At 42.2% G+C, this 26262-nt stretch carries 32 protein-coding genes and 3 pseudogenes; 23 read left to right on the top strand and 12 right to left on the bottom strand.

The window, feature by feature from the left end:
- Positions 1–215: 215 nt before the first annotated feature.
- The 3 genes and pseudogenes from LC586_RS07090 to LC586_RS07080 form a co-directional block, all read left to right on the top strand.
- Positions 216–479: pseudogene (locus tag LC586_RS07090) on the top strand (ammonium transporter); the annotation flags it as partial.
- Between the two features lie 201 nt (positions 480–680).
- Positions 681–1514, top strand: a complete 834-nt coding sequence (locus LC586_RS07085; RefSeq protein ID WP_229483884.1) for an SGNH/GDSL hydrolase family protein — start codon at positions 681–683, stop codon at positions 1512–1514.
- A 602-nt stretch (positions 1515–2116) separates the two neighbouring features.
- Positions 2117–3325, top strand: coding sequence for a 4-hydroxy-3-methylbut-2-enyl diphosphate reductase (locus tag LC586_RS07080; RefSeq protein ID WP_229483883.1), 1209 nt, complete (start codon positions 2117–2119; stop codon positions 3323–3325).
- 288 nt (positions 3326–3613) lie between these two features.
- Here LC586_RS07080 and LC586_RS07075 read toward each other — a convergent pair whose 3' ends face one another.
- Complete coding sequence (locus LC586_RS07075; protein WP_229483882.1) at positions 3614–4747, bottom strand: trypsin-like peptidase domain-containing protein; 1134 nt, start codon at positions 4745–4747, stop codon at positions 3614–3616.
- Between the two features lie 416 nt (positions 4748–5163).
- Here LC586_RS07075 and LC586_RS07070 point away from each other — a divergent pair, with 416 nt between their 5' ends.
- Positions 5164–5580: a XisH family protein gene (locus LC586_RS07070; protein WP_229483881.1), complete on the top strand. Its 417-nt coding sequence runs from the start codon at positions 5164–5166 to the stop codon at positions 5578–5580.
- On the top strand, positions 5568–5903 hold the full coding sequence (locus LC586_RS07065) for a XisI protein (RefSeq protein WP_229483880.1): 336 nt from the start codon (positions 5568–5570) through the stop codon (positions 5901–5903). Before LC586_RS07070 ends, LC586_RS07065 begins: the two co-directional genes overlap by 13 nt.
- Before the next feature lie 400 nt (positions 5904–6303).
- Here LC586_RS07065 and LC586_RS07060 read toward each other — a convergent pair whose 3' ends face one another.
- The 3 genes from LC586_RS07060 to LC586_RS07050 form a co-directional block, all read right to left on the bottom strand.
- A complete protein-coding gene (locus tag LC586_RS07060; protein WP_229483879.1) occupies positions 6304–6984 on the bottom strand; it encodes a tetratricopeptide repeat protein in 681 nt (226 codons plus the stop codon).
- Positions 6879–7490 (bottom strand): S1 family peptidase, encoded by a 612-nt coding sequence (locus LC586_RS07055; protein ID WP_229483878.1) that lies wholly within the window; start codon positions 7488–7490, stop codon positions 6879–6881. Before LC586_RS07055 ends, LC586_RS07060 begins: the two co-directional genes overlap by 106 nt.
- Positions 7491–8374: 884 nt before the next feature.
- Positions 8375–8596 (bottom strand): hypothetical protein, encoded by a 222-nt coding sequence (locus tag LC586_RS07050; RefSeq protein WP_229483877.1) that lies wholly within the window; start codon positions 8594–8596, stop codon positions 8375–8377.
- 116 nt (positions 8597–8712) lie between these two features.
- Here LC586_RS07050 and LC586_RS07045 point away from each other — a divergent pair, with 116 nt between their 5' ends.
- Positions 8713–9795, top strand: a complete 1083-nt coding sequence (locus LC586_RS07045; protein WP_229483876.1) for an AAA-like domain-containing protein — start codon at positions 8713–8715, stop codon at positions 9793–9795.
- On the opposite strand, the gene LC586_RS07040 is transcribed toward LC586_RS07045, so the two are convergent.
- The gene (locus LC586_RS07040; protein WP_229483875.1) at positions 9775–10020 is read right to left on the bottom strand and encodes a ParE family toxin-like protein; all 246 of its coding nucleotides are present in this window, start codon (positions 10018–10020) and stop codon (positions 9775–9777) included. The genes LC586_RS07045 and LC586_RS07040 overlap by 21 nt on opposite strands.
- Positions 9998–10219, bottom strand: a complete 222-nt coding sequence (locus LC586_RS07035; RefSeq protein WP_229483874.1) for a hypothetical protein — start codon at positions 10217–10219, stop codon at positions 9998–10000. The genes LC586_RS07040 and LC586_RS07035 overlap by 23 nt, the downstream gene beginning before the upstream one ends.
- Positions 10220–10338: 119 nt before the next feature.
- On the opposite strand from LC586_RS07035, the gene cbiE reads away from it, so the two are divergent.
- Positions 10339–11547, top strand: coding sequence for a precorrin-6y C5,15-methyltransferase (decarboxylating) subunit CbiE (gene cbiE, locus LC586_RS07030; protein WP_229483873.1), 1209 nt, complete (start codon positions 10339–10341; stop codon positions 11545–11547).
- A 104-nt stretch (positions 11548–11651) separates the two neighbouring features.
- Here the strand turns inward: cbiE and LC586_RS41835 are convergent, their stop codons facing one another.
- Positions 11652–11852 (bottom strand): hypothetical protein, encoded by a 201-nt coding sequence (locus tag LC586_RS41835; RefSeq protein ID WP_369010516.1) that lies wholly within the window; start codon positions 11850–11852, stop codon positions 11652–11654.
- A gap of 175 nt (positions 11853–12027) precedes the next feature.
- Between LC586_RS41835 and LC586_RS07020 the strand changes: the two genes are divergently transcribed.
- On the top strand, positions 12028–12249 hold the full coding sequence (locus tag LC586_RS07020) for a type II toxin-antitoxin system HicB family antitoxin (RefSeq protein ID WP_229483871.1): 222 nt from the start codon (positions 12028–12030) through the stop codon (positions 12247–12249).
- Here the strand turns inward: LC586_RS07020 and LC586_RS42535 are convergent.
- Positions 12196–12360, bottom strand: a pseudogene (locus tag LC586_RS42535) (alpha-2-macroglobulin family protein); the annotation flags it as partial. The gene LC586_RS07020 and the pseudogene LC586_RS42535 overlap by 54 nt on opposite strands.
- Positions 12361–12419: 59 nt before the next feature.
- Between LC586_RS42535 and LC586_RS42530 the strand changes: the two are divergent.
- The gene (locus LC586_RS42530; protein ID WP_438822875.1) at positions 12420–12803 is read left to right on the top strand and encodes a hypothetical protein; all 384 of its coding nucleotides are present in this window, start codon (positions 12420–12422) and stop codon (positions 12801–12803) included.
- Positions 12804–13134: 331 nt separating this feature from the next.
- Here LC586_RS42530 and LC586_RS07010 read toward each other — a convergent pair whose 3' ends face one another.
- The gene (locus tag LC586_RS07010) at positions 13135–14064 is read right to left on the bottom strand and encodes an NmrA family NAD(P)-binding protein (RefSeq protein WP_229483870.1); all 930 of its coding nucleotides are present in this window, start codon (positions 14062–14064) and stop codon (positions 13135–13137) included.
- 196 nt (positions 14065–14260) lie between these two features.
- Here LC586_RS07010 and LC586_RS07005 point away from each other — a divergent pair, with 196 nt between their 5' ends.
- The 14 genes and pseudogenes from LC586_RS07005 (at position 14261) to LC586_RS06940 (ending at position 23975) form a co-directional block, all read left to right on the top strand.
- Positions 14261–15034 carry a red chlorophyll catabolite reductase gene (locus LC586_RS07005; RefSeq protein WP_229483869.1) on the top strand — a complete coding sequence of 258 codons (774 nt, stop codon included), beginning with the start codon at positions 14261–14263 and terminating at the stop codon, positions 15032–15034.
- 39 nt (positions 15035–15073) lie between these two features.
- Complete coding sequence (locus LC586_RS07000; protein WP_229483868.1) at positions 15074–16129, top strand: nitrilase-related carbon-nitrogen hydrolase; 1056 nt, start codon at positions 15074–15076, stop codon at positions 16127–16129.
- Positions 16130–16245: 116 nt separating this feature from the next.
- Positions 16246–17664, top strand: a complete 1419-nt coding sequence (locus LC586_RS06995) for an aldehyde dehydrogenase family protein (protein WP_229483867.1) — start codon at positions 16246–16248, stop codon at positions 17662–17664.
- Positions 17654–18070, top strand: coding sequence for a hypothetical protein (locus tag LC586_RS06990; protein ID WP_229483866.1), 417 nt, complete (start codon positions 17654–17656; stop codon positions 18068–18070). Before LC586_RS06995 ends, LC586_RS06990 begins: the two co-directional genes overlap by 11 nt.
- A 438-nt stretch (positions 18071–18508) precedes the next feature.
- Positions 18509–18793, top strand: a complete 285-nt coding sequence (locus tag LC586_RS06985) for a restriction endonuclease subunit S domain-containing protein (RefSeq protein ID WP_229483865.1) — start codon at positions 18509–18511, stop codon at positions 18791–18793.
- A 29-nt stretch (positions 18794–18822) separates the two neighbouring features.
- On the top strand, positions 18823–19062 hold the full coding sequence (locus tag LC586_RS06980) for a type II toxin-antitoxin system RelN family antitoxin (protein ID WP_193921614.1): 240 nt from the start codon (positions 18823–18825) through the stop codon (positions 19060–19062).
- Positions 19055–19399 carry a type II toxin-antitoxin system RelE family toxin gene (locus LC586_RS06975; protein ID WP_229483864.1) on the top strand — a complete coding sequence of 115 codons (345 nt, stop codon included), beginning with the start codon at positions 19055–19057 and terminating at the stop codon, positions 19397–19399. The genes LC586_RS06980 and LC586_RS06975 overlap by 8 nt, the downstream gene beginning before the upstream one ends.
- 39 nt (positions 19400–19438) lie before the next feature.
- Positions 19439–19675, top strand: a complete 237-nt coding sequence (locus tag LC586_RS06970) for a type II toxin-antitoxin system VapB family antitoxin (RefSeq protein ID WP_229483863.1) — start codon at positions 19439–19441, stop codon at positions 19673–19675.
- Positions 19662–19823, top strand: coding sequence for a hypothetical protein (locus tag LC586_RS06965; protein WP_229483862.1), 162 nt, complete (start codon positions 19662–19664; stop codon positions 19821–19823). Before LC586_RS06970 ends, LC586_RS06965 begins: the two co-directional genes overlap by 14 nt.
- Before the next feature lie 36 nt (positions 19824–19859).
- Positions 19860–20009: pseudogene (locus LC586_RS06960) on the top strand (carboxyvinyltransferase); the annotation flags it as partial.
- 129 nt (positions 20010–20138) lie between these two features.
- Entirely contained in the window at positions 20139–20585 is a 447-nt protein-coding gene (locus tag LC586_RS06955; RefSeq protein WP_229483860.1) for a DUF3598 family protein, read from the top strand.
- A gap of 126 nt (positions 20586–20711) precedes the next feature.
- A complete protein-coding gene (hisS, locus tag LC586_RS06950) occupies positions 20712–22100 on the top strand; it encodes a histidine--tRNA ligase (RefSeq protein ID WP_229483859.1) in 1389 nt (462 codons plus the stop codon).
- Between the two features lie 128 nt (positions 22101–22228).
- On the top strand, positions 22229–22864 hold the full coding sequence (locus tag LC586_RS06945) for a restriction endonuclease subunit R (protein WP_229483858.1): 636 nt from the start codon (positions 22229–22231) through the stop codon (positions 22862–22864).
- Between the two features lie 532 nt (positions 22865–23396).
- Positions 23397–23975 carry a tetratricopeptide repeat protein gene (locus LC586_RS06940; RefSeq protein WP_229483857.1) on the top strand — a complete coding sequence of 193 codons (579 nt, stop codon included), beginning with the start codon at positions 23397–23399 and terminating at the stop codon, positions 23973–23975.
- 324 nt (positions 23976–24299) lie between these two features.
- Here the strand turns inward: LC586_RS06940 and LC586_RS06935 are convergent, their stop codons facing one another.
- The 3 genes from LC586_RS06935 to LC586_RS06925 all read right to left on the bottom strand — a co-directional run bounded on the left by LC586_RS06935 (position 24300) and on the right by LC586_RS06925 (position 26074).
- Complete coding sequence (locus tag LC586_RS06935) at positions 24300–25307, bottom strand: glycerate kinase (protein WP_438822874.1); 1008 nt, start codon at positions 25305–25307, stop codon at positions 24300–24302.
- Positions 25308–25333: 26 nt separating this feature from the next.
- Positions 25334–25666 (bottom strand): DUF565 domain-containing protein, encoded by a 333-nt coding sequence (locus LC586_RS06930; protein ID WP_229483855.1) that lies wholly within the window; start codon positions 25664–25666, stop codon positions 25334–25336.
- A gap of 123 nt (positions 25667–25789) precedes the next feature.
- Positions 25790–26074 carry a hypothetical protein gene (locus LC586_RS06925; RefSeq protein ID WP_229483854.1) on the bottom strand — a complete coding sequence of 95 codons (285 nt, stop codon included), beginning with the start codon at positions 26072–26074 and terminating at the stop codon, positions 25790–25792.
- Positions 26075–26262: the final 188 nt, after the last annotated feature.

The raw sequence follows: 26262 nt of genomic DNA, 5'->3' as shown, positions 1-26262 counted from the left end.
AGGGACTGGGGAGGCAGGGGGAGCAGGGGGCAGGGGGTAAGGGGGAGAATAAAAATTACCTCTTTCCCCTCTGTTCCAAGCTTTGTGCCCCTCTGCCTCTTTCCAATGCCCAATGCCCAGTTCAACAAACTTACTTTAATTAATGACAACAGTTTAGTTAAAAGCGTTAGCGTAATTTCACTGAGTTCGACCTTATTAAAAATTTATTAAATGATTTAACGGCCGTATTTGCCACGACTCAAGTCAACGGAGGAGGTAAAGACGGAGTGTTACGTGGTAATTTTGGTGAATTGGGAGTTGAACTAGCAGCAATTGCCATTGCTTATGCGATCGCAGGTGTTGGTACGTGGATTATTCTCAAGATTATCGATGCTACAGTCGGGCTGCGAGTCAAAGAGGAAGCTGAATTGCAAGGTTTGGATATCAACGAACACGGTGAAGAAGGTTACAATTCCGAGTTTGGCGATCGTCCCACTTAGTAGTGCTGAGTTAGGAGTTAGGAGTTTGGAGTTAGGAGTTTGGAGTTTGGAGTTTGGAGTTAGAAGGGAAGAACTTTCTGTTTGCTTTCCTTGCTTCCCCCACTCCCCACTCCCCATTCCCTACTCCCCAGTTTAAAATTGGGTAATTTGCGATCGCTAGCGTTAAAATTTGATTCAAATAATTGGTAAATTTCGCTAGTCGTGTCTACATCTGCAAAAACCTTTCCTATCTGGGCATTTTTCTCGCTGTTAACCAACGGCATCCTAATGTTGGCGGTCATCCTGCTAATTTGGCAACAGCAGAGATTGTCCGCTTTTTTTGGGATAATAACATCCCCAGAGCCAATCAGCCTGAACAACTCACCCCAAATTGCTACACCTGATTTAGGTCGTCGTCACCAGCTCACTTACCAGCAGTGGGTAGACATCCTCACGCAAGAAGCCAAGGTAGCCGCAGACCAACGTCCTCCGCATTTAAGCATCTTGGTGGGAGATTCTCTGAGTTTGTGGTTTCCGCCTGAGTTATTACCCGAAGGTAAAAACTGGCTCAATCAAGGAATTTCTGGCGAAACCAGCAATGGTCTCTTGAAAAGATTGAAGATATTTGACCGCACCCAGCCAGAGGTGATTTTTGTGATGATTGGCATTAATGACCTAATTCGGGGGATGAGCGATGGGGTAATTTTAGATAATCAGCGTCAAATTATCAATTACCTACGAAATAAGCATCCCACAGCGCAAATTGTTGTCCAATCGATTTTGCCACATGGCGCAGAGTCAGCAACCTGGAAAGGACGAGAGAAACTTCTGGCTATTGCCAATAATCGCATTCGTGAGTTAAATCAGCAACTACAAAGTATTTCTGCCAAAAAAGGTGTCAAATATCTCGATTTATGTCCCCTGTTTACCAACAAACAAGGTAATCTCCGCCGCGAATTTACTACTGATGGCTTGCACTTAAGTCCTGAAGGCTATATAGTTTGGCGTTCTGCATTGCAGATTTATGGCGAGATCGAATTAAAACCACAGCGTTAACGTCCTTCAAGGGAAAAAGGGTAAAGTACAAAAAGAAGTAATATCTTTGAATACAACTCTGTTTGACACTCTCCGGGCTAAAGCCACGGAAATTCTTGGTTCAACGAGTCCACTTAACCTAGACCCCTTGCGGTATCTAAGCCTCCTTGTGGTTCTCTCCTCAAGCGTTAACTTTCGGTATGCCCTACCGTAGTTGGATGACTCCAAAATTTGTTTTATGTATGTAAAAGGCTGGTCGTCTAGTCTCCATGAAAATTTTACCTATTCCTGGAAAGGAGCTAGAACTATGGAATAGAACCCCATATTTTCAATTGTCTTCTCTACGAGAGGCTACGCCAACGCGTTAGCGTCTCCCATTGGGAGAAGGTACAGCGTAGAGCCGTTAGGCAACATCGGGTTTTTATACAGGTTGATTACCCTACCTGTTGAAACTATATTAACATCAAGGCACCCTTGCATAGTGCAGCTAGCTTTCAACCCAAGCGTCTCAAGTACGGAAAAAGCAACTGCGTTGCTTTTTCTCAGGGGTTTTCAGCATTTTTCTTATAAATCGCGTCTGGGCGCGAGAAAATAAGAAATAGTGGTTTAAATAGACAACTCTAATGGATACAAAAGCTTTTAAGCGCAGCCTGCAACATTCCGAAAATTACAATCGCAAAGGGTTTGGTCATCAAGCAGAAGTTGCCACCCAGTTGCAATCTGAGTATCAAAGTAATTTGATTCAGGAAATTCGCGATCGCAATTACACTCTACAACGGGGTGATGTGACAATCCGACTAGCACAAGCCTTTGGCTTTTGCTGGGGTGTAGAACGCGCTGTGGCCATGGCCTACGAAACCCGCCAGCACTTCCCCACAGAACAAATCTGGATTACTAACGAGATTATCCACAACCCTTCTGTCAATCAGCGTATGCAGGAGATGGAAGTAGAATTTATTCCCATTGAAGGAAAGAATAAAGACTTTTCTGTTGTTGGTACTGGTGATGTAGTGATATTACCCGCTTTTGGGGCTAGCGTTCAAGAAATGCAGATACTTCACGATAAAGGTTGCAAAATTGTTGATACAACTTGTCCTTGGGTATCTAAAGTTTGGAATACAGTAGAAAAGCACAAAAAAATCGATTATACATCAATAATTCACGGTAAATATAAGCACGAGGAAACAGTTGCTACTAGTTCTTTTGCTGGCAAGTATTTAATTGTGTTGAATTTGCAAGAAGCAGAATATGTTGCTAGCTATATTATCAATGGTGGGAACCGTGAAGAATTTCTGACAAAATTTGCTAAAGCTTGTTCAGCAGGATTTGACCCCGATCAAGATTTAGCAAGAGTTGGTATTGCCAACCAAACTACTATGCTGAAAGGCGAAACTGAGCAAATCGGCAAGCTTTTTGAGCGGACTATGTTACAGAAGTATGGCCCCACCGAGTTAAATCAGCATTTCCAAAGCTTCAATACTATTTGTGATGCCACTCAAGAACGCCAAGATGCAATGTTGGAGTTAGTAGAACAAAATTTAGATTTGATGGTAGTAATTGGTGGGTTTAATTCCTCGAATACTACTCAATTGCAACAAATTGCTTTTGAGCGGGGAATTCCTTCTTATCATATTGATACTGTTGAACGGATTAAATCAGGATATTCCATTGAACATCGGCAATTAAATGGGCAGTTAATAACTACAAAAAACTGGTTACCAAATGGAGAAATTGTTGTGGGAATTACTTCTGGTGCTTCCACGCCAGATAAGGTAGTAGAAGATGTGATTGAGAAAATTTTTGCCATGAAAGCAACAGCAGCAGTAGTTTAAATTTTAGGGGGTGTATAGCAACCTAATTAAACATAAAATACTCAGCAAATAGATCCCCGACTTATCAAATAAGTCGGGGATATGAGTATGTTTATTTATACCCAATAGTTCACCAACTAAAAATAAATTAACGTGAGTTCGATGAACCTCTCCCCAACCCCTCTCCGTGTCGGAGAGGGGCAGAAATCTTTCGAGTTTTGAACGAAAAAATCAAGGTTTCAAAGCCTCTTCCCGTTGCGGGGAGAGGTTTGGAGAGGGGTTCTTTATACCCGTCGAACTTACATTAAATTACTGCTGAGATATCGCTGCGCGTAAACTGTAACTACCAGATTCTCCTGCTTCAAAAGTGTTAGCCAACAGATAGTAGATACCATTTTCTGGTAAGGTAACAGTCAATCGAGCATTAAAATCCTTTGGGGAAATGTCGTCATTCTGTGCTATCAGTCGTTCTTTAGCAGGAAGCAGTAAGTATAAGTGAGAGTCTATTTGCTGACTATCCATCTCAATAGTTATCTGTTGACCTGCTTTACCTTCAAACACATAAGTGTGAGAATAGCTATTATTTGGTAAAGTGCGATCGCCATTTTTCAAGCTCGCTTGTAAAACTTGACCATTCAACGGTAAATCCGTATCTTGACTATTATTGGGTTGTTGACGCCCACTTGCTAACTGAGCATTACCTTGTTCTACAGCTACTAAAAAAGGCTGAATTAATTCTGTAGGGATTGCAAAACTAATGCCAATAAATCTTTTAATTTCGGTATCATTAAAAATGGCACTATTGACACCAATTACTTGCCCATTAGAGTTGAGCAGTGGGCCTCCAGAATTGCCGGGATTCACTGCTGCATCATGTTGGATTAAGGCCAATTTTGTATCAATGCGACTGATAATACCATAGGTCAAAGTATTTTGCAATTCCAGACTCAGGGGAGTACCAATAGCATAGACAGATTGACCTACTCGTGCTGAACCAGGAGTAGCTAAACGCAGATAAGGCAGATTTTTTTGATTGCGAATCTTGAGTGCGGCTAAATCTAAACCCCCAGATGCAAAACCAACCACATCAGCTAAGACTTGTGTGCGATTAGCCAGTACTACTGCAACAGCTTTAGACCTATCCTCGACAACGTGAGCATTAGTTAAAACTAGACCATCTGGACTGACAATAAAACCACTACCATGTCCAAAATCAGTGGCGATCGCAACTACAGATTGACTAGCTTTTTCATATAGCTGAATCCGTTTTTGTTCTTCAGAACTGTCTGCTATATTAACTGCTGATTTTATTTCTTTAGTCTTTTCACCCAGCAAATTTTGCTCATTTATCTGATACTTATTAGCACTAGCAGTTAGTTGACAACTGAATAAACTACTAACAAAAATTCCCCCAATCACAGTTGTTAAAACTTTCCTGTTCATTTTCCAACCATCCTTAATAAATGAAATAACCATATTAACAACACAAATCCGCGTAAACTATACTTCAAATCTCTTCTTTGCGCCTTTGCGCCTACCCTGCAAGAACGCCTAAAGGCGAATGCGTGAGACATAAAATCTTGAACTAATCAGTATCTTATTCTGATTCCCCAAACCAACTCCGAATTTGAAAATAAATTCACTAATGCTAGATATTACACTATTTGAGTGAAGTTTTTTTCAACACTATCAGCTTCGCTAATAGACTGAAGTAGTATCCAGAGTTCAGGAATACCGAGAATATCGATGAGGTCATGCATTGACTTTACCAGTGTTATATTTAAAGACAATACCAATTCGTAATACTCTGCGGTAAACTGCACTTGGCACGTCCACGTAATTAAGAAAGTTATATTTGAATGGCTGCAAGAGATATTTTTCATGATGCTGTTAGAAAAGGGCTAGAGAAAGAAGGTTGGGTGATTACAGATGATCCTCTAGAAATTGAAGTCGGCGGAGTTGAAATGTACATTGATTTGGGTGCAGAGAGGATATTAGTAGCTGAGAAAGCAGGAGATAAAATAGCAGTTGAGATTAAGAGTTTTCTTGGCGCATCAAATATTTATGAATTTCATACAGCATTGGGTCAATGTTTCAACTATAAAATTGCTCTAGAGATTCAAGAACCAGAACGAGTTTTATACTTGGCTGTTCCTTTAGGAACTTATACCAGCTTTTTCGCATTGCAATTTATTCAAATTGTGATTCAACGCTCTCAACTAAAGTTAATCGTTTACGATCCAGTGAATGAGGTGATTGTAGAATGGAAAAATTAGAGCAATATCGAGGTTATATTCAACAATTATTGACAGCTTATGCTAATCGAGGTTCGTCAAAAAGTGAAATAGAAAAACAAGTCATTTTTGATACTATTCACGATCACTATCAATTAGTATACGTAGGCTGGAAAAATCGACGACGGCAATATGGCTGTGTTTTGCATCTCGATATAAAAGATGGGAAGATTTGGATACAATATGATGGAACTGAGATTGGCATTGCTAATGATTTAGTAAAGTTAGGAGTCCCAAAGGAAGATATTGTTTTGGCATTTCAGGAACCCTTGGTAAGGCAATACACGGAATTTGGTGTGGGTTAAAAAGGCTAAACCACTGCCTGTTATATCATGTCCGGATAAATAGTTATGATTCCCACAGTCATTGCACCCCACCCCCAACCCCTCCCGAAGAGCGGGGAGGGGAGACAAAGCATAGCTTTGGCTCTTTGGGGTTCTTCGGGTTTAATAAGTAATCAAGCGGACATGATATTAGACATCTCCAGAAAAGATTTAGATACCACAAAATTAATTATACGCAGACCTAATCCCCCTACCCCCCTTCCCTGTGAGGGAAGGGGGGCTTTAAAGCCTCTCTCCGTTTCGGGGAGAGGTTTGGAGAGGGGTCTTTTATTGATTTCCGGAGATGTCTATTACTGTTATTAATTTGTTTGGTTTTTTTCCTCAATTGTGTCAAAAAATATCAATCTGCTAGAAACACAAACTACTGCTTTGTTCGCAATGCTTGGATAGTAGGATGGGAAAAGAGTTTTTGTGCTTCTGCAACCAAGCGCGTCCCCCAAAGATTTTCTTTGAGAACCTCGACATCAGCAAAGCTTTTATCTAAACGCAAGGCGGCTTGTGCCATATTTAGAGCTTTTTGTTGCTCACCTTTGGCATAGAAAGCAACAGCTAATGCCATTTGTGGTTCTGCTACACTACCATTAATTTGAACTGCTTTTTGCCATTGCCCAATCGCCCCTTCTACATCTCCATTTTCGTATTTGATGCAGCCAATGTTGATAATAGCTGCTACTAATTTTCCATCTTTAGCGATCGCCTGATTGTAATCTGCTAATGCGGCGCGATCGCTTCCTTGCTTTTGGTAGATAACGCCCCGGTAAAAGTAGGCGTTGGCATTATCAGGTTGAATCTTAATTGCTTGATTATAATCTGCAAGTGCTGCTTGATAATCTTTTAACTTTGAATAAACATTGCCCCGCACTAAATAGGCGTTGGCATTATCAGGTTGAATCTTAATTGCTTGATTATAATCTGCTAATGCTGCTTGATAATCTTTTAACTGAAAATAAACATTATCCCGTAATCTATAGCCATCAGCATCATCAGGTTCAAGCTTAATCGCTTGATTATAATCTGCCAGTGCTGCTTGATAATTTGACAAATACCAAGAATAAAAAAGACCCCGTGTTTGATAGCCATTAGCATCCTATCTTCAGGAAACCCAGCAGTAAATACTGATTGATTTTCTGATACTTCTGAGGTGATGGCTAAAGCGACGATTTGATAGTTTTCTTGAGATTGAAACTGCAAGACGGCTAAATCATTACCTTTTAAAGAATCACCTTGACTAATGACTGTAGCTGTATATATTTTCCCATCAGGTGTTTGAATTCTATGGCTTTCTTTATTGCTAATAACATGAGCGTTGGTGAGGACGGTGTAAGTTGTCCCTTGTTTGTTGATTAATACTCCACTTCCACCTTTATGATTACTTAAAACTTTGATAGTGACAGCTTGAGCTAGTTGACGAATTTTTTCGGCGGATAAGGTACTTGCCAATAGAGAAGTAGGTTGATTAGCTACTTGCTGGGATGTCGCCGCGTCGGTGATAGGTAGTAGGAAGCAAGTGCTTAATATTGCGATAATCAACGAATTGAATTGGTTCATTTTTGTATTGAGATAAAATTACGACATTTCTGAATAGGAATATAAATTTTTCGGCGTTGCTGAATTGAAGTATGAAATTCCAAAATCTAGTGTTTAAAACAATACGGTTCAGTTAAGGATAATTGTAGGTTGGGTTGAGGCTTTGCGAAACCCAACAAAGCCGAGAGAATGTTGGGTTTCGTTCCTCAACCCAACCTACGCAAAATCAGGTTTTTAGCTCTAACTGAACCGTATTGGTGTTTAAAACTCTTGCCTTTGCGTCTTTGCGACGCCAGTTGCTTCAAGTCGGTAGAGCCGCCCAACGCACTGGCTCGCCTTTGCGCGAGAATAAAATCATACTCTTAATCAGCAACGCCTAAATTTTTCTTTGCGTCTCTGCGTGAGTTTTTCATACCTTCAATCAGCAACGCCAAATTTCAGTATATTGAGGGTTTATTTTGAAACGCTTCAGGTAGCAAAGGTCAACGCAGAGGGTACGCAGAGTTTTATTTAGCCAAAATTGATCTTTCTAAGCTTTTTGACTTTTGACTTTTGACTTTTGACTTCCGCCTTGCGGTACTAGGCTGTGTTAAGTAAGTCAGCACGATAAAACCAAGGGTTTCTAACCCACCTCCGTGGGTTTTGTCTGTATAGCCAAGCAAGTGCGGTCTTCTCCCAAAGGGAGAGGCTAGCGCCTTCGCGCAGCGTCTCGTAAAGAAGGGGGTTTCCCCATGAGCACCTATTGAATAGACCTCTTGCATAAATCAAAAATAAAGAACCCCACCCCGCATTTGCTGACGCAAACGCTCCCCTCCCCGCTTGCGGGGAGGGGTTGGGGGTGGGGTGTTAGGGACTTTTGCAAGAGGTCTAATGGCTTTATATAAATTCTTGGGGGTTGCCCGAATTCAAATAAACGACTGCCCGAATTCAATAAACGACTGCCCGAATTCAATAAACGACTGCCCGAATTCAATAAACGACTGCCCGAATTCAATAAACGACTGCCCGAATTCAATAAACGACTGCCCGAATTCAATAAACGACTGCCCGAATTCAAGGGAGCATCCCAATTTTGCAAATCTACCAAGATAATCAGCAATTTTTGTAGGGTGGGCAGTGCTTAACATTCATTCATAGCAATAATTTTGTGATGTCACGCTGTAGATTGTATCATGAATATTTTGGCTATCGCTTGTAATTAAATCTAAACGAACCGCCAAGACGCCAAGGGCGCGGAGGTTAAATGGAATTTAATAACTATTATAAAGTCGGTGGTAGTTTAAATGCTAATCATCGCACTTATGTAGTCCGAAAGGCAGATGCACAAATTTTTGAACTGCTAAAAGCTGGAGAATATTGTTTTGTATTTAACTCGCGTCAAATGGGTAAATCTAGTTTGCGAGTCCAAACAATCAAAAAACTAAAAGCGATAGGAATTAAATGTGCTTCTATTGATTTAACTATTCTTGGTAGTCATATCAGCCCAGAAAAATGGTACAAAGGATTTGCTAATCAGTTATTATCTAGTTTTGAAATAGATGACGTAGACTTTAATAGCTGGTGGTTACAGCATGACTCTTGGACAGAGGTACAGAAATTAAACTTACTTATAGAGTCATTGTTGTTAAATAAACTTTCCTCAAATATTATCATTTTTATTGATGAAATTGATAGCCTAATCAAAAGTAAATTTAAAGATGATTTTTTTGCTTTAATTCGCGCTTGTTATAATCTCCGCGCTGAATCTTCAAAATATGAGCGTCTAACTTTTTGTTTGCTTGGGGTAGCTACACCAGGAGATTTGATTCAAGAAAGAGAACGCACGCCGTTTAATATTGGTAGTTCAATAGAATTAACTGGGTTTAGCTTTGCAGAAGCAAAAGATGCGTTAATTCCGGGATTAGCCGACAAGGTAGAGCAGCCGGAAGCGGTGTTACAAGATGTGTTAAATTGGACTGCTGGACAACCATTTCTTACTCAAAAGTTATGCAGTTTAATTGTGCAAGAAACAGAAAATGGCGGTGACGATGGTACTGTGAAACTATGGCAGCAAAATGGAACTTTAATTGCTAACCTCACAGGACATCAAGGTTGGGTAAATAGTATCAGTTTCAGCCCTGATAATAGAACTATTGCCATTAGTACCAATCAACTAATTGCTAAAATTTTCCAGCTTGATGGTACTCTAATTCATCCTCTGACTGAGTACAAAGGGGTAGCAAGTGTTAGTTTCAATCCTCATCAAGAAATAATTGCTTTTGGTACCGATAAAGGATCTATTAAACTTTTGAAGTCGGACGGAACTTTAATTAAAACCTTCGGTTGACCCAATCCAGATCCAGTAATAATCCTCGCCGTTCTTAAGTGCTAGTGCCCGATATCCACCACTAATTCTGACTGACCACAAATCATTTCCTACTTTTTTGAAATGCAAAGACGGATGAAATTGATTATTAATCCAAAGGCGATATGCTTTTCTAGCTTGCTCTTTAATTTCAGATGAAAGTGCAGAATATGAGCGCCAAAAATCAGGGGTTGTTAAGGACTTCATCTAACGGTTTCACACGATTAGCATCAATATCTGATTTGGCACGCTGGATTAACTGATCTAATCGACCAGATTTTGCATCTGTTTCAATTTGCGTGTCCCAGGCATCATTGAGATATTCTTGGAGCCAGTTCGATAGATCCCGTATTTCATCTTCAGACAATTGCATAATAGCAGCTTCGATTTCTGGGAGTGAGTTCATCCAGTTATCCTCAATCCAGCACTATGCACTCTATACTACCAAAATTGACGGAATAATTCAGAATTAGAATTAGCGTCAAATCTTAATTATGAAGTAGTAATTATTAATCATGAATTAGCATGACACAGAAATGGCTTTCTATCGTGGGCATTGGGGAAGATGGATTACAGGGGTTAAGCCCGATCGCTCTTTCCCTAATCACTCAAGCTAAAGTAATTGTAGGAGGCGATCGCCATTTAGCAATGCTCCCTACAGATGACCAACGTGAGAAACTAGTCTGGACATCCCCCATTAGTGACTCAGTTGAGGAAATCATCCAGCGTCGGGGTGAGTCAATCTGCGTACTTGCAAGTGGCGATCCTATGTGTTACGGCATTGGTGTCACCTTGATGCGGCGAATTCCCGTCTCCCAAATGACGATTATCCCCGCACCTTCAGCCTTCAGCCTCGCCTGTGCCAGGGTTGGATGGTCTTTAACTGAGGTGGAAACCTTGAGTTTGAATGGTCGTCCATTCTCTCTACTCCAGTCTTATATTTATCCAAAAGCGCGGCTGTTGATTTTGAGCGAAGGAAAGGACACACCCGCCATTGTTGCCGAAATTTTGACAAATCGCGGCTATGGTGGCAGTAAAATTACCGTGTTGGAGCGCATGGGCGGCGCTCATGAAAGAATTGTGGAAGGTACGGCTGCATCCTGGAATGAAACTGAAGTTGCGGCTTTGAATGCGATCGCAGTTTATTGTATTGCTGATCCTGGCGTTATCCCTTTACCAAGATTACCAGGATTACCAGATAACGCCTACCACCACGATGGACAGTTAACGAAGCGTGAAGTCAGGGCAATCACCCTAGCAGCTTTGGCTCCCACACCGGGAGAATTGTTGTGGGATGTTGGCGCGGGTTGCGGCTCAATTTCTATTGAATGGATGCGGAGTAATGCTCGGTGTCGAGCGATCGCGATCGAACAAAATTCTTCTAGACTAATATATATTGCCGATAATGCCGCTACTCTCGGTACTCCAAATCTGCAAATCATTGAAGGTAAAGCGCCTCATGCCCTGAAAGACTTGCCTACACCAGATGCCATTTTTATTGGTGGTGGCGTGACAGCAACGGGACTTTTTGATGTTTGTTGGGAAGCACTGCGGCCGGGTGGGCGTTTGGTGGCAAATGTGGTGACGGTAGAGGGTGAGCAAACTTTATTTCAATGGCATGAACGAGTCGGTGGTGATTTAACTCGTATTGCCATTCAACGGGCGGAACCTATTGGTAAATTTTTGGGCTGGCGAGGAATGGCGGCTGTGACGCAATGGGTAGTTGTCAAATAAAATCGCCTGTCTTTCAACTACCCTGTTTATCTACTATTAGATTCCTCAACTTTTCTTCATCAAAACTAAGCCCATGACGTTCTAAATATGGGCGTAAATTTATTTTAATGAATAAATCTTTTAGTTCTTGGGCAATTTCTTGGGGTGGATTTCCTGATTAGGCGATCGCAATCAAACGTTCTGCTGCTCGAAATTAATGTAGACTCAGCAGTACGCCCAAATTCTTCTGGTGCATATTGCAAGCGAACTTCTGCACCTGGCCAAGAAAATGTACCAGGAGTGACAGAACGGACTAAGTAATGCAGACTATAAACTCCTGGTTCCAGGTGGCCGGCGTAGGCGATAATGCGACGCCGAGTAGCCCGCCGTAGGCATCGCCCCTTTCAATTCTTAGAACTTTAATTACAATGCGTAGGCGCAGCCCGCCGCAGGCATCGCCATAAATCATTAAAAATAGAAAAGTAGGTTCATTGTCAAGTTATGAAATTTAAAGTTGTATTAGAACCCAGTGACGAAGGCGGATACACCGTCCATGTTCCCTCACTTCCTGGCTGTATCAGTGAAGGAGAAACTGTGGAAGAAGCATTAGAGAATATCCAAGAAGCAATAGAACTTTACCTTGAACCATTGGAAGATGTGGCCGGCGTAGGCGATAATGCGATCGCCTGGACGGGCAAACTGTGGCAAGATGGCATTAGTTAGCAGTGGCTTTGTGGTGATAAACGTCGCGTCTCCATTCCCGAAACGCAGATTTCCATCGGTGGCCACAGCCATCACCCGCCACGTAGTTAAGTCATCCGGGAGTTTAAAGGTCGCTACTCAAAATTAAGCACACTAGTAAAATTATCCTAGCTGGGCTGCTAATCTGCCTGGTGGTACGCTTGCTGCCTTATTTTGCACCCATTCATACCGCAGACATTGCCCAAAATCAGTTGGCAATGCAATTTAGCGATCGCAATGGTTTACCATTAGATGTACCCGCCCATTATGCCATTCCCGGCGCACCAACTTTTGATACCCTTGAACTGACTCGCACACTTGCACATGAAACCCTCGATCGCTGGCTAACCTGGGTAGATGCAGCTGAACCTGTGCCAGAAGATGCACGGGAGGCTTTAGCGGCTCGTGATTTGTTGATACGCCGTACCAGTGCTGAACGTGATCCAGGTAATAAATTTGCCGCACAGATGCTTGGGACTGAATTGACAGATAAACTTGTACGATCACTCTGGGGTGGCGATCGAATTAGTCATTAGTCATTAGTCATTGGTCATTGGTCACTTGTACTCTCGCACTTGTGCCGAGCGACTTGTACGCTCGCTAGTCGAAGTAAGCCGAGGTAAGCCGAAGTATTGGTCAAATAATTAATAGTTATTCTTCCCCTGCTCCCAATACAGTTCAGTTAAGCTTTTTTTCTCCCCCTGCTTCCTCTGCCTCCCCTGCTCCCCCTGCCTGCCTTAACAGATAAATTTGCTTAACTGAACCGTATTGCCCCTGCTCCCCCTGCCTCAAGAGCTTGCCTCAATTCATCCCACTGTTCTGCAACGCCGTTAAAGGTAGGCAAATTGCCACAATGTACTAATCCGATCACAGACTCTCGTAGGTGAGTTCCGCATTTGCCCAGTTGGTTTCTGCCAAAAATTCCCTAAATGTGGTCAGAATTCCAGGAAACTCCTCTTCTCGTAAACGCTGGACATCGGCTTGATAACCTTGCTTGCGATACCACTGAATCAAATCGAACAATTCCTTTTGCAGCAAGAGTAAGAAAATCCAGGCGGGTGTCTCTTTGTAGACAACTTTCATCCCCTGCGCTTGGGAGAATGCCTCTGCCATCTCAAGAGGAGTCAGCACATCGCCAGCTAGCTCAATTTCTTGACCAATATACTTGGTGGAATGTTTAATTACGTAAGCAGCAACGCGGCCCATGTCCTTCGTTGTAATTAGATGAAGGGGCTTGTATGGCTGAATGGAAAATGGGAAACTACCTTTGAGGATGGAAGGTCGGGTGTACTTCTTCCAAAACTCCTCCATAAACAAGCAAGCTCGCAACATGGTAGTCGGTAAGCCAGCTTCTTTGAGAATTTGCTCCACTTGGTACTTTTGCTCAATGCGGGGGATTCCTGAATTCCTGTCTGCCCCACCTGCTCCATTGTAGACAAAGTGCTTAATGTCAGTCTGTTTAGCTACTTGTGCAACTCGCCTTGCTCTCTCCACCTCTAGGGGGTCAATTTTAGCGGAGTCCGCAGAAGTAGCGTGGCAGTAAACAGCCGAAATTCCTGTAAAGGCTTCTATGAGGGAGATTTCATCGTCGAGGTTGGCTTTTACCAGTTCAACTCCGGCATCGTTGAGTTTTGCAAGAGTTGGACGATTAAGGTCAATCTCTCTAGTGATGACTCGCATCTTTGTAACTCCTTGTTCGAGAAATCCCTTAACGACATTTCCACCTGTGCCGCCAGTAACTCCGATGAGTAAAACTTTATCAGTGTTTGACTCTGTGCGATCGGGGAAATTTGACATTCTCTCTTCTACCTAGAGTTATTTATTTAAACTAAGTTTATCCAAAGACAGGAAAAGCAAACAATAATTGAAGAAGAATTCAGAATTCAGAAGTCAGAATACATCCGTCTGGACAGAAGCTAGATGCTTGTGTTTTGTTTTGTTTTGACATTATGCTTTGTTTGTATTCATTATCTAAAAAGGGTACATACAAACAGTGTTTGAGCAGCAACCTAATGTAGACAGTACAGACTTATCTGAACAATTGTGGGGTTTGACAAACGAACTCCGTCAGAAAATAGACGCTCGTTTTGAATTACATCCAGACCCTTCTGTAGAAAATTTACAGCAATACAGCAGTCTCGATGGCAATATGAAGGGTTCGCTCACCGCTTTTTCCGGGAAAGAAATTGACTGGCTAGTGCATTCGTGGCTACGAAACCCTGAAAAATCAAACTTTAGTACTATGCGTCTCACCACTTGGTTGAAGTCGCATATTCAAGTTCCTCATTTGGCCTTTGAGTTTGGCACACTTCCAAATGGAAATATCTTATTTTATATAGATTACATTGCCCGAACTGAGCTTTTAACCGATTTGGCATATCTCGATCGCTACTATGAGCCAGTTAATCAAACATTCTTAAAGTTACAGGAAGATTCGCGCCTCAAGGTATTTACCAGCAAAAGTCTGTATCTTCGATTATTTCAATCGCCTGTTAAATTGTGCTACACAGGCGCACCTACTTTTGATACCCTCGAACTAACTCGCACACTTGCACACGAAACACTCGATCGCTGGCTAACTTGGATAGATGCAGCTGAACCTGTGCCAGAAGATGCACGCACCGCTTTAGCATCTCGTGATTTGGCGCTACGCCGTACCAGCGCTGAACGTGATCCAGGTAATAAATTTGTCGCACAGATACTTGGATCTGAGTTGGCAGATAAAATTGTGCGATCGCTCTGGGGTGGCGATCAAATTAGTCATTAGTCATTTGTCATTGGTCATTTGTCCTTAGTCCCATGCCCCATGCCCATTAATCCAGAATCCTACCGCGCTTTAGCACTGCAAGTTACCTGTCATGCAGTCAACCAAACAAATGATCGCCACGAAGCGCGTAGGCGTAGCCCGCCGAAGGCATCGCTCATGCAAAACTCCATCAACCGCCTAGCTCAACAAATTGCTGCCAGTATCGCTTTCATCGGCTTCGATTGTCGTTTAATTGTACTGCCAGAATATTTCCTGACTGGTTTCCCAATGGGAGATTCTCTCTTAGGATGGGCAGAAAAAGCTTGTATAGAAATGGCTGGTGCTGAGTATGAAGCACTGGGTAAAATTGCCCAAAAGCATAAAATCTTTTTGGCTGGTAACGCCTACGAAGTTGACCCCAATTTTCCCGGATTGTACTTCCAAACCTGCTTTATTCTTGACCCCTCTGGCTCAATTGTCTTACGATATCGGCGGCTAAATTCCTTATTTGCTCCCACACCCCATGATGTTTGGGATAAATATCTTGACTGCTATGGTTTAGAGGGAGTTTTCCCCGTAGCCAAAACGGAGATCGGTAATTTGGCAGCTTTAGCATCAGAAGAAATTTTGTATCCAGAAGTGGCGCGGTGTCTGGCGATGCGAGGGGCGGAGATTTTTGTCCATTCCACCTCGGAAGTATATAACAAAAACCTCACACCCAAAGATGCGGCAAAAATCACTCGCGCCGTCGAAAATATGGCTTATGTAGTTTCAGCTAATACCGCAGGTATCGCTAATATTGCTATCCCCATTGCTTCGGCTGATGGTGGTTCTAAAATCATTGACCATCGTGGAATAGTATTAGCAGAAACAGGTGCAGGTGAGAGCATGGCAGCATTTGCAGAGATTGATTTAGGAGCATTACGGCGCGATCGCCGCCGACCGGGGTTAAATAATTTACTTTCACGCCAACGATTTGAACTATACGCCGAAAGTTATCGCCAATCACACTTTTACCCAGCTAATACTATGCTGGAGGGAGAAGTAGACCGCAAACACTTCCTCCAAACGCAGCAAGCCACCATTGAGCGCTTAGCCAAACTGGGGATAATTTGAATCAGGGAATGGGGCATTGGGCATGGGGAGTAGGGGGAGCAGGGGGAGCAGGGGGAGCAGGGGAAGAATAACTATTAATTATTGACAAATGACTAATGACCAATGACCAATGACAAATGACAAAACCAATAGAAGTCCGCAATCCTCGAACTGGCAAATTTGACTACGTAATTATCCCGCCGCCCCCAAGGCTGCTGGCACAGCAATGTAAGCGCACCCGCAGAGCGCAAGTTCGCTGGCAGCAACTGGGTTTAGAGGGGAGAATTGAAGCCTTACAGCAGTGGAAAAAAGCGATATTATCAGGACGCGATCGCTTAACGGAGGCTTTGGTAAATGATACAGGAAGATTATCGACCTCAGTATTAGAAATAGACTCCTTCCTCTCTAGCATCGATCGCTGGTGTAAGTTAGCGCCGGACTTGCTGCAAGACTCTGCAAAAAACACAGCAATTCCCTTTATCGCACTGCAACAAACATCCGTTCCTTACCCCCTAGTTGGGATAATTAGCCCGTGGAATTTTCCCCTGTTGCTGTCTACCATTGATACCATTCCGGCATTACTGGCGGGTTGTGCTGTCATTGTTAAACCCAGTGAAATTGCTCCCCGCTTCGTAGCACCACTGAAAATAGCAATCAGCGCCGTTCCTGAATTGCGCGACGTATTAACTTTTGTTGAAGGAGCAGGCGAAACTGGATCTGCTTTGATTGAGAATGTAGATTTGGTATGCTTTACAGGCAGTGTTGCAACAGGGCGAAAAGTAGCAGAAGCGGCTGCTAAACGGTTTATACCGGCTTTTTTGGAATTAGGAGGAAAAGACCCTGCGATCGTTTTAGAATCAGCCAATTTAGAATTAGCAACCTCAGCAATCTTGTGGGGTTCCGTCGTCAACACCGGACAGTCGTGCTTATCAATTGAGCGAATTTATGTTGCTGAATCAATATTTGACAAGTTTTACCATCAACTAGTAGCCAAAGCCCATCGCCTTGGGCTAGCCTACCCCACAGTCGAAAGTGGAGAAATTGGCCCCATCATCGCCGAAAGACAAGCAGCAATTATTAGCGACCATCTCCTAGATGCAGTGGAAAAGGGAGCAGTAATTCACTGCGGCGGTGTCATTGAAGACTTAGGTGGGGGTTGGTGGTGTCGTCCGACAGTTCTCACCCAGGTTAATCATTCCATGAAAGTCATGACCGAAGAGACATTCGGCCCCATTATGCCAATCATGCCTTTTTCCACAGTAGAGGAAGCAGTGTCTTTAGCGAACGACTCAATTTATGGATTGAGTGCTGCTGTCTTTGCCTCGGAAGCCGAAGCCTTAGAAATTGCCCAACAGATAGATGCAGGTGCTATTAGTATCAACGATGCTGCACTCACCGCTATCATGCACGAGGGAGAGAAAAACGCCTTCAAATTCTCCGGTTTGGGAGGGTCACGCATGGGTGCAGCAGCGCTGAAACGGTTCATGCGAAAAAAAGCTATTTTGATTAAAACTAACGCTACTAATGACCCTTGGTGGTTTGAGAATGGGGAATGAGCAATGCCATCATCACTATGCAACTCATTACCGTAACCAATGGCGTAGCTTGCCGCCGTTCGCAAAGCGTCTCCAAGAGTTGGCATCGCATTCTCATTCTGTTCAAAATATTTGTTTTACCAGAGGCGATCGCTTCTGCCACAGTTTCGTCTACGATAACCAAAGCACCTGGAAGAATTTTCATAGTTTTGGTTCAGAACACAAGTCCATTCGTTCAGAACACAAGTCCATTCGTTCAGAACACAAGTCCATTCGTTCAGAACACAAGTCCATTCGTTCAGAACACGAGTCCATTCGTTCAGAACACGAGTCCATTCGTTCAGAACACGAGTCCATTCGTTCAGAACACGAGTCCATTCGTTCAGAACACGAGTCCATTCGTTCAGAACACAAGTCCATTCGTTGAAAACACGAGTCCATTCGTTGAAATGACCTTTCTCCTAAAAGGCTACGGTGTACACACATCTTGGTAGAAAAACAAAATCGTCGAAGATCCCCCTAAATCCCCCTTAAAAAGGGGGACTTTGAAGGGCTTTTGCCCCCCTTTTTAAGGGGGTTGGGGGGATCTAAACGCTGTGGGGCAACTCTAGAACACTTGTGTGTACACCGTAGCTCCTAAAAAGAGAAAGGCTTTCATGCTCACTCCCCTTCCCTCTCTTCTCTACGAGAGGCTTCGCCAACGAGACGCTGCGCGAACGCAGGGAAGGAGTATTACCAGCCAAAATTTGATCAACTCATTGAACGACTTGAAGAGAAAGTTGAACTAACGCCCCTCGGTGATTTACTCACCCTCAATCAACGAGGAAAACAACCTCAATATATCGAGAACGAAGACGAGCATGAGTTGGGTTTACTTGTTGTTAACTCCAAGCACGTTCGAGAAGGTGAAGTAATCCTGACAGACAATCGCTATGCTTATCTACAAGAAACCAATAATCCGCTTACAATTCAAACTGATGATGTTCTAATCAACGGTACAGGTATTGGCACAATTGGACGCTGTGCGCCTTATCTCTACGAACAAGAAACTTTGCCAGATAACCACGTCACTATTCTTAGAACTGATTTACTTGACCCGGTTTATCTGTCAATTTACCTCAATAGCCTTATTGGTTGGAAATTAACCTAACCACTACTACTTAATATCTTGGATTAGCAATGAAAGCAGTTAAAGTCATGGCAACGATTAATGAGCAAGGACAACTAACTTTAGATCATCCTCTCATAACAGATAAAAACAGCCGCGTAGAAGTTATTATTCTAATTCCAGAAGAGGAAGTTCTGAACGATCAATCTCAAGCAGAAGTCTTAGCAGATTTCCGGCAAGCTTGGCACGAAGCCATGACTGGGCAAACTATCCCGGTGGCTCAACTTTGGGAAGGGCTTGAAAATGACTGAACAGCCTTTCATTCAAGTTGAAGCTTCGCCAACATTCAACCGAAATCTACGCGCTCTTGCCAAGAAGTATCGCAGTATTCGGAATGATATACAACCCGTCATCGAACAACTTGAACAGGGAGAGTTGCCAGGAGATCAAATACCTGGTGTTGGTTATGCGGTCTTCAAGTTAAGAGTCCGAAATAGCGACACTCAAAAAGGTAAAAGCGGTGGCTATCGTCTGATTTACTATGTCAAGACAGCAACGGGAATTATTTTGCTGACTATTTATGCAAAATCTGAACAAGTCGATATTGCCGCAAATGACATTCAGAGCATCATTACAGAATCGGATTAAAATGTGAGCAGAATATTGTGTTTATCTCAACTCATATTTATGCAAATTACCCTTAACCTTGATGAATCTCTCCTTAACGAAGCCTTACAACTCACCAACTTCACTACTCAAGAAGAACTAGTGAATTTTGCTCTGCAAGAACTTGTGCGTTCACGAAGTGGCTCCTCTGAAGCATCGCGCCGCAAAAAAAACCTTTTCGACCTCGCTGGACAAATTCAGTTTGCCCCAGACTTTGACCACAAAGCTCTGCGCGAGACTCGTCATGCTGCTGATTGATACATCAGTTTGGATAGTCGTCTTCCGCGATCGCAACGGGCAAGTGCTACAAACGGAATTCGTTATGCTTCGCGTCAAGTTAGGTCAGCAATCATTAAAGCCGTCTTTGACAACCTTCCCAGTCCCCACTCATAATATGCGAACATAATTAAGTTGTAGCTGACTATCTGCACAGAGATTTAAAATGGATACCATTGCAATCCCTGTTCTGAATCGCCCAGTAGATGCCACGGTAGAGATTCCTGTTTCTAAAAGTATTACCAATCGGGCATTACTCGTCGCGGCCTTAGCGCCAGGTGACTCGATTTTAGAAAATGCCTTATTTAGTGAAGACTGGCATTTGCTGTCACTGGCTTAAAGGTTCCAGGCATTGTAATAAAAGACCCTGGTTGTACAGCGAAAACTTTTCCCGATTACTTTACTCGATTTTTCCAGATGTTAGAACAATAAAAGGTGAATTGCAATGTCAAATATTCGAGAAGGAATGCCCGTGCTTGTCCGTCATGAAGGAGATTGGGTAGGAACTTATACAGTAATTGATACAACCGGAAAAATCCTCGACAAGTATGAGTCTCACTTAACTTGTCAATTTCCAGAAAATGGCCCTCATCCCTACTACCAGATTAATCGCTACAAATGGTCTGATGGGAAACGAGAAGAATATGAATTTCCAGGAATCTATAAAGATAATAAACTTTGGTTTGACACCGATCGCATAGACGGAAAAGCCTGGGAAGCCGATGATTCGATTGTTATTTTGTGGTTTAGTTATAAAACAAACCCAGAAATGAGCTTATACGAAATGATCTACATTAGTCCTGACAATAACAACCGTGCCCGCACTTGGCATTGGTTTAAGAACAATCAAATCTTTCAACGCACCTTAATTCAAGAAGAACGGGTAAGATAGTAATTTATTCGCTCAGAGATAATCATTCATTATTCTCCAGTCCGCGCAGGCGGACGAAAGTTTGTGTAGCCACGGCTTCCAGTAGTTAAGCTTTCATCTCAAATTTCAACTTAGTAAGGTACACGCATGGCAAAAGGTGACAAAATAAACTTTTCTACTCCTAGTGGTTTCCCAGAATTTCTGCCTAGCGAAAAGCGTCTAGAATTATATTTGCTAGATATCATCCGTAGAGTTTTTGAAAGCTATGGATTTACGCCCATCGAAACACCTGCTGTAGAACGTTTAGAAGTGCTGCAAGCTAAAGGAAATCAAGGCGACAATATCATCTATGGCATTGACCCCATCCTGCCACCAAATCGGCAAGCCGAGAGAGATAAATCGGGTGAAACTGGTTCGGAAGCAAGAGCTTTAAAATTTGATCAAACAGTTCCTTTAGCGGCTTATATTGCCCGTCACCTAAATGAATTAACCTTTCCCTTTGCCCGCTACCAAATGGATGTAGTTTTTCGGGGTGAACGGGCGAAAGATGGGCGTTTTCGTCAGTTTCGCCAGTGCGATATTGATGTAGTTGCTCGTCGTGAACTCAGCTTGCTCTATGATGCTCAGATGCCTGCAATTATCACTGAGATATTTGAAGCAATAAATATTGGTGATTTTTTGATTCGCATCAATAATCGGAAAGTTCTTACAGGGTTTTTTAAGTCAGTAGGAATTACTGAAGATAAAATTAAATCGTGTATTTGTATTGTTGATAATTTAGAGAAAATTGGTGAGAATAAAGTAAAACAAGAGTTAGAAAAAGAGGGAGTTTCAGGAGAACAGACTCAAAAAATTATTGATTTTATTAAAATAGATGGTTCCGTTGATGAAGTATTAGATAAACTTAAGTATCTCGCCCAAAACTTATCAGAAACCGAGCAATTAAGCCTGGGAGTTAGCGAATTAGAAACGGTAATTGCAGGCGTGCGTAATCTCGGAGTTGCCGAAAATCGTTTCTGTATTGATTTATCCATTGCCCGTGGACTTGATTACTATACTGGTACAGTTTACGAAACAACCTTATTAGGACATGAAGCCTTAGGTAGTATCTGTTCTGGCGGGAGATATGAAGAATTAGTTGGGGTATTCTTGGGTGAGAAAATGCCTGGTGTAGGTATTTCTATAGGATTAACTCGCTTAATTAGTCGCTTGTTAAAAGCTGGTATTCTTAGTACCTTAGCTGCTACACCAGCCCAGGTGATGGTAGTGAATATGCAAGAAGATTTAATGCCAACTTATTTAAAAGTTTCGCAACATCTGCGTCAGGCTGGAATTAATGTCATCACTAACTTTGATAAGCGTCCCTTGGGTAAACAATTTCAGCTAGCCGATAAACAAGGAATTCAATTTTGTGTAATTATTGGTTCCGAGGAAGCAGCAGCGCAAAAGTCCTCGCTGAAAGATTTGAAAACAGGTGAGCAAGTAGAAGTGCTACTAGTAGATTTGGCTGAAGAAGTTAAAAGAAGGCTTGCCTAATAAACGTTGATAATAAGATAAACTGCAAAAATTTAAATCCACGTTCTTAAGTGCGATCGCACTACACTTCACCAAAGCTATGATTAGCATGAATCTCAATCACTAGATCAATAATCAAGCAAAAATATATGACAATTCTCAACGCTCGTAATTTATCCTTAGAAGAAGTTCAGCGTCTGTTTGACTTTCAAGAACAATACAGTGATTCATTTTCTAACTACTTATCTCTGGAACCTCTCACGGAAGCAGAACAGCAGGAACTTCTGCAAATTAGAAATGACTTTCGACGCTATCTTACAGCAGGTAAAGTTTCTGAAGGTCAGGTAAAGTTTCTTGCAGTTGCCCCTTTGCTAAGATTAGCTGGTTTTTATCGCTATCCTATCGAGATTCTTTTAGAGGAGAATATTGCTGATATTGAAGTTGAAGATGAAGATATTAGAATTAAAGGAAGATTTGATATTTTAGCTATTAGTAAAGCTAAACAGACAAAACCTAAAACATATTTTTGGGTACTGTTAATTGAATCTAAAAATAGTCAGATTGATATATCAACAGGTTTACCTCAGCTACTCACATACTCTTATAAAAATTTAGATAATCAAAAATCAGTTTGGGGATTAACGACTAATGGTAGAAGTTATCAGTTTGTCTATATCGAACAAGGAAATCCCCCGATTTATTACCTGTTGCCAGAATTAAATTTAATGGAAAGAGAGCGTTCAAGTCAGTTGCTACAAGTTTTAAAAACAATTTGTCAGCTTTAAGAAAAAGTATATCGCATGGTAAGAATTATTTAAGCGATCGCTTTTGTATGTAATAGACTTTGACCTCACTTCCATTCCTGTCTCCTACAAAGAGAGAGGCTTTGAGCCTTACTCCCCAACGCTAGTAGGGTTTGTGATTACCAACATTTTTTTAATCTCTTACTTCGTTGCTATCCCGCCTTGGAATAGAATTCCAAGGCTAATAGCTTAAGTCCTCTCAAGAGGACTCAACAAAAATTTTAGTCCACTTGAGTGGACTTGAGCTATTAGCCCAGAACTTAAGTTCTGGGCGGGATATGGGTCAGCGCAATACTTTGACTGTTACAAAAAATCTGGGTAATGACAAGCCCTACAAGCGAAAGGACTGCGGGTTAGGTCTATATTGAACTCAACTGCAAACCGCGTTCACGAGTATTAAAGACTCGTCCGCGAGTATCAAACACTCGCTCACAATTATGTATTAAAGATTCATCCGGTTTTTGACGATTTTTCCGTGAGTCCTGATAAAATCTGAGAACTTATTAGCATGATTATGCACAACCGTATATTTACTACTTTATTTTTAACTCTATCTCTGGCTACAACACCCCAGTTTGTAGTTGCTCAAAACAGTGTCGAACAGCTATTTCAACAAGGCGAAGCTGCCGAAACAGTGGGTAACAACTCCCAAGCGGAGACAATTTGGCGTCAAGTTTTACAAATTGAACCCAATAATGGCAAAGCTTATAACAATTTGGGGAATGCTTTGCGACGACAGGGGAAAATAGATGAAGCATTAGCAGCGCACCAAAAAGCATTACAACTCAACCCTAATGATGCAGAAGCTTACGTTGGTATAGGGAACGTGCTAAATGCTCAAGGTAAACAAGAGGAGGCATTAGCATCTCACCGAAAAGCCTTGCAACTCAAGCCTAACTCGGCTACTGCTTACAACGGTCTAGGCAATGTGCTGAGTAACCAAAAGAAATTAGATGCTGCGATCGCAGCATATCAAAAAGCAATTCAACTAGATGCCAAATATGCTTTTGCTTACATTAATCTCGGCATTGCCCTAGGGGAGCAGAAGAAATTAGTAACGCTTCTAAATCTGCGTCAAAACCATAGCCGTTAAAATAATTCGTAATTCGTAATTCGTAATTCGTAATTAAGTTTTGCAACGGGGATAAAGACAAGAGCCGCGAAACTTGCCGATGACGAAGCGGGGGAGTTAAACCCCCAGACTTTGTTAGGAGTTAGGAGTTAAGAGTTAAGAGTTAGAAGTAGGACTTACGCAAAAACTCTCTCAAACTCTGATTTCTCCGTGTCGCGCCAGTTGCTTCTCCCAAGGGGAGACGCTGCGCGAACAAGTCTCTTAACCGCAAGGGCGCACTGGCTTCTCTGCGCCTCTGCGGTTCGTTATTCCGTAACTCGTGCGTAAGTCCTAAGAAGTTAAGAATTACGAATTACGAATTAATCCGCAATACACTTCACCAAAGCTATGATCAGCATGAATCTCAATCACCATATCAACTGCTGTTGCATCTTTTACCAACGGCTTGATGAATAATTCCGGGTGAAGCGATCGCCAAAAATAATTGACAAATTGCTCTATCTCTGCATTGCTCATTCCCGACTTACCCGCAGCAATCATCTGCTGTTCCGCCTGTTTGCGCCACTCCAAAGAACAGCGATAATCAGTTGGGTATAGCACAATTAAGCTGTCTAATCTCTCCCACAATGGTAAATAATCGTGGAGGCGACGATTCATATCATGGGCAAATGCTTTATCTTCATCTGTGACAATTGGCGGCGGTGCAGTATCAAATATATTTGCGCTGATTGGTCGCACACCTACAAACCAACCTTCAAATAGTACAATATCTACATTTGTCACCATTTCGGAAGTAGTGCGATCGCCAGCACCTCCAAAAGCAGATTTATCAAAGCGGGGAACCATCACAGGATTTTGCAACTGGCGGATTTGATCTAGTACATTTAAGCCTAAATCTACATCGTGGGTTCCTGGTGGGCCGCGCCAAATTAAACGGGGATCTTGCTGGGTTAAAAGTAAGCGATCGCTGTAAGTTTTATACAAGTCATCTAAAGACAAACTCACAGTCCGATATCCCAAATGATCGAGAATCAAGCTGAGAACTTTAGACATTGTGGTTTTACCAGTGCCTTGTCCTCCCAATATTCCTTGAATCAGAGGACGTTCTAACTGTTGGCGCTGCGATGCTAGTTTGATTCCCAAAGGCAGCCACAAGTCCCACAATACTTGTAACATTTCCTTGGGTTCGATTTGAAAAGTAGTTTGGCATAATTGACTAAAAGCTGGGAGAACAGATTTTAGTAAATGCGATCGCTTTTCTATCACCTCATCGACATTTTCCGGCGTGATTCCAAAAGCTTTTGCCCTCAACCCATCTGCTAACGCCGCTTCTCTTGCTTCCTGCTTCTCCATCTTCCTCATCTCCCTCATCTCCCATCCTACGATCCCAGCTTAAAGGCTTCGAGAAACAGGCTGTAGATGAAACCCACTTTCAGGAGATTTAGTGAGTCTACCAAGAGCGATCGCCTTGACAAAAACCTGGGACTATAAAATATCCTACTGGTAACTTCCGTCAACAGTACTAAAAAAGCAGCTACCACAATATCCAACACACCCTCTTGACCGGCTGTAGTGGAAACTGCGTTTCCCAGAAAAAAACCAAACAAAAAACTAATGATTTGCAACGATAGTCGCCGCCAAGGATTTAAAAACCATTGCCCCAAGCGTGTACCAATGGCATCGAATAAGTTATTGAGACGAGTGTTTTGCATTACAAGGGCTTCTGGGGAAAAGTCAAGATATCTTGAAATATCTCTTATATTAAAGAGGATATTGGTTTTAGCATCAGCTTGTTTGTTAATATTGTAGATACTTACTGGGATTCCAGTGTTTATTCAAATTTTGCCAATTTTATCATCTTCAGGGAAGTACAGTTTCTTAGAGGATATTTGGATATAAATATTTAGTTTGATGCCCCAAGCTAGCCTTAAAAAGGGGGAAAATGACTCAAAGTTCCCTTTTTTGAGGGTAAACACTCGCTTGAGGTAGTTACCCAAGAGCCAACGGAAAAGCCAGTTCCCTACCTTAGGAAACTCGCCTCCTTTACCTGGACTCACCGTGCTGCCTTCCAATTGTGCAAACTGGCGGGGATTGACGATATCCAAAGACTTTCCAAACATTCTCTTAAGGTGGCTTCTGGATAGTGAGAGATAAAATATACCAGTTAGATTTATCTAAGTTTGGCAAAAGACGCCTTGTTGAGTCCGTTAGCGGTTTCAGGAAACTTTTATTTTTTATTCAAATGAATTGGCTGGCTCGGTATCTAATTTTTTTGTTTTTATCTAAGTCTAGTGTCAAGACAAAAAGC

The sequence above is a fragment of the Nostoc favosum CHAB5714 genome (assembly GCF_020829495.1).
GTDB lineage: Bacteria > Cyanobacteriota > Cyanobacteriia > Cyanobacteriales > Nostocaceae > Nostoc > Nostoc favosum.
Note: the sequence above shows the minus strand (reverse complement) of the source record. Positions and strands in the feature narration are given on the sequence as shown.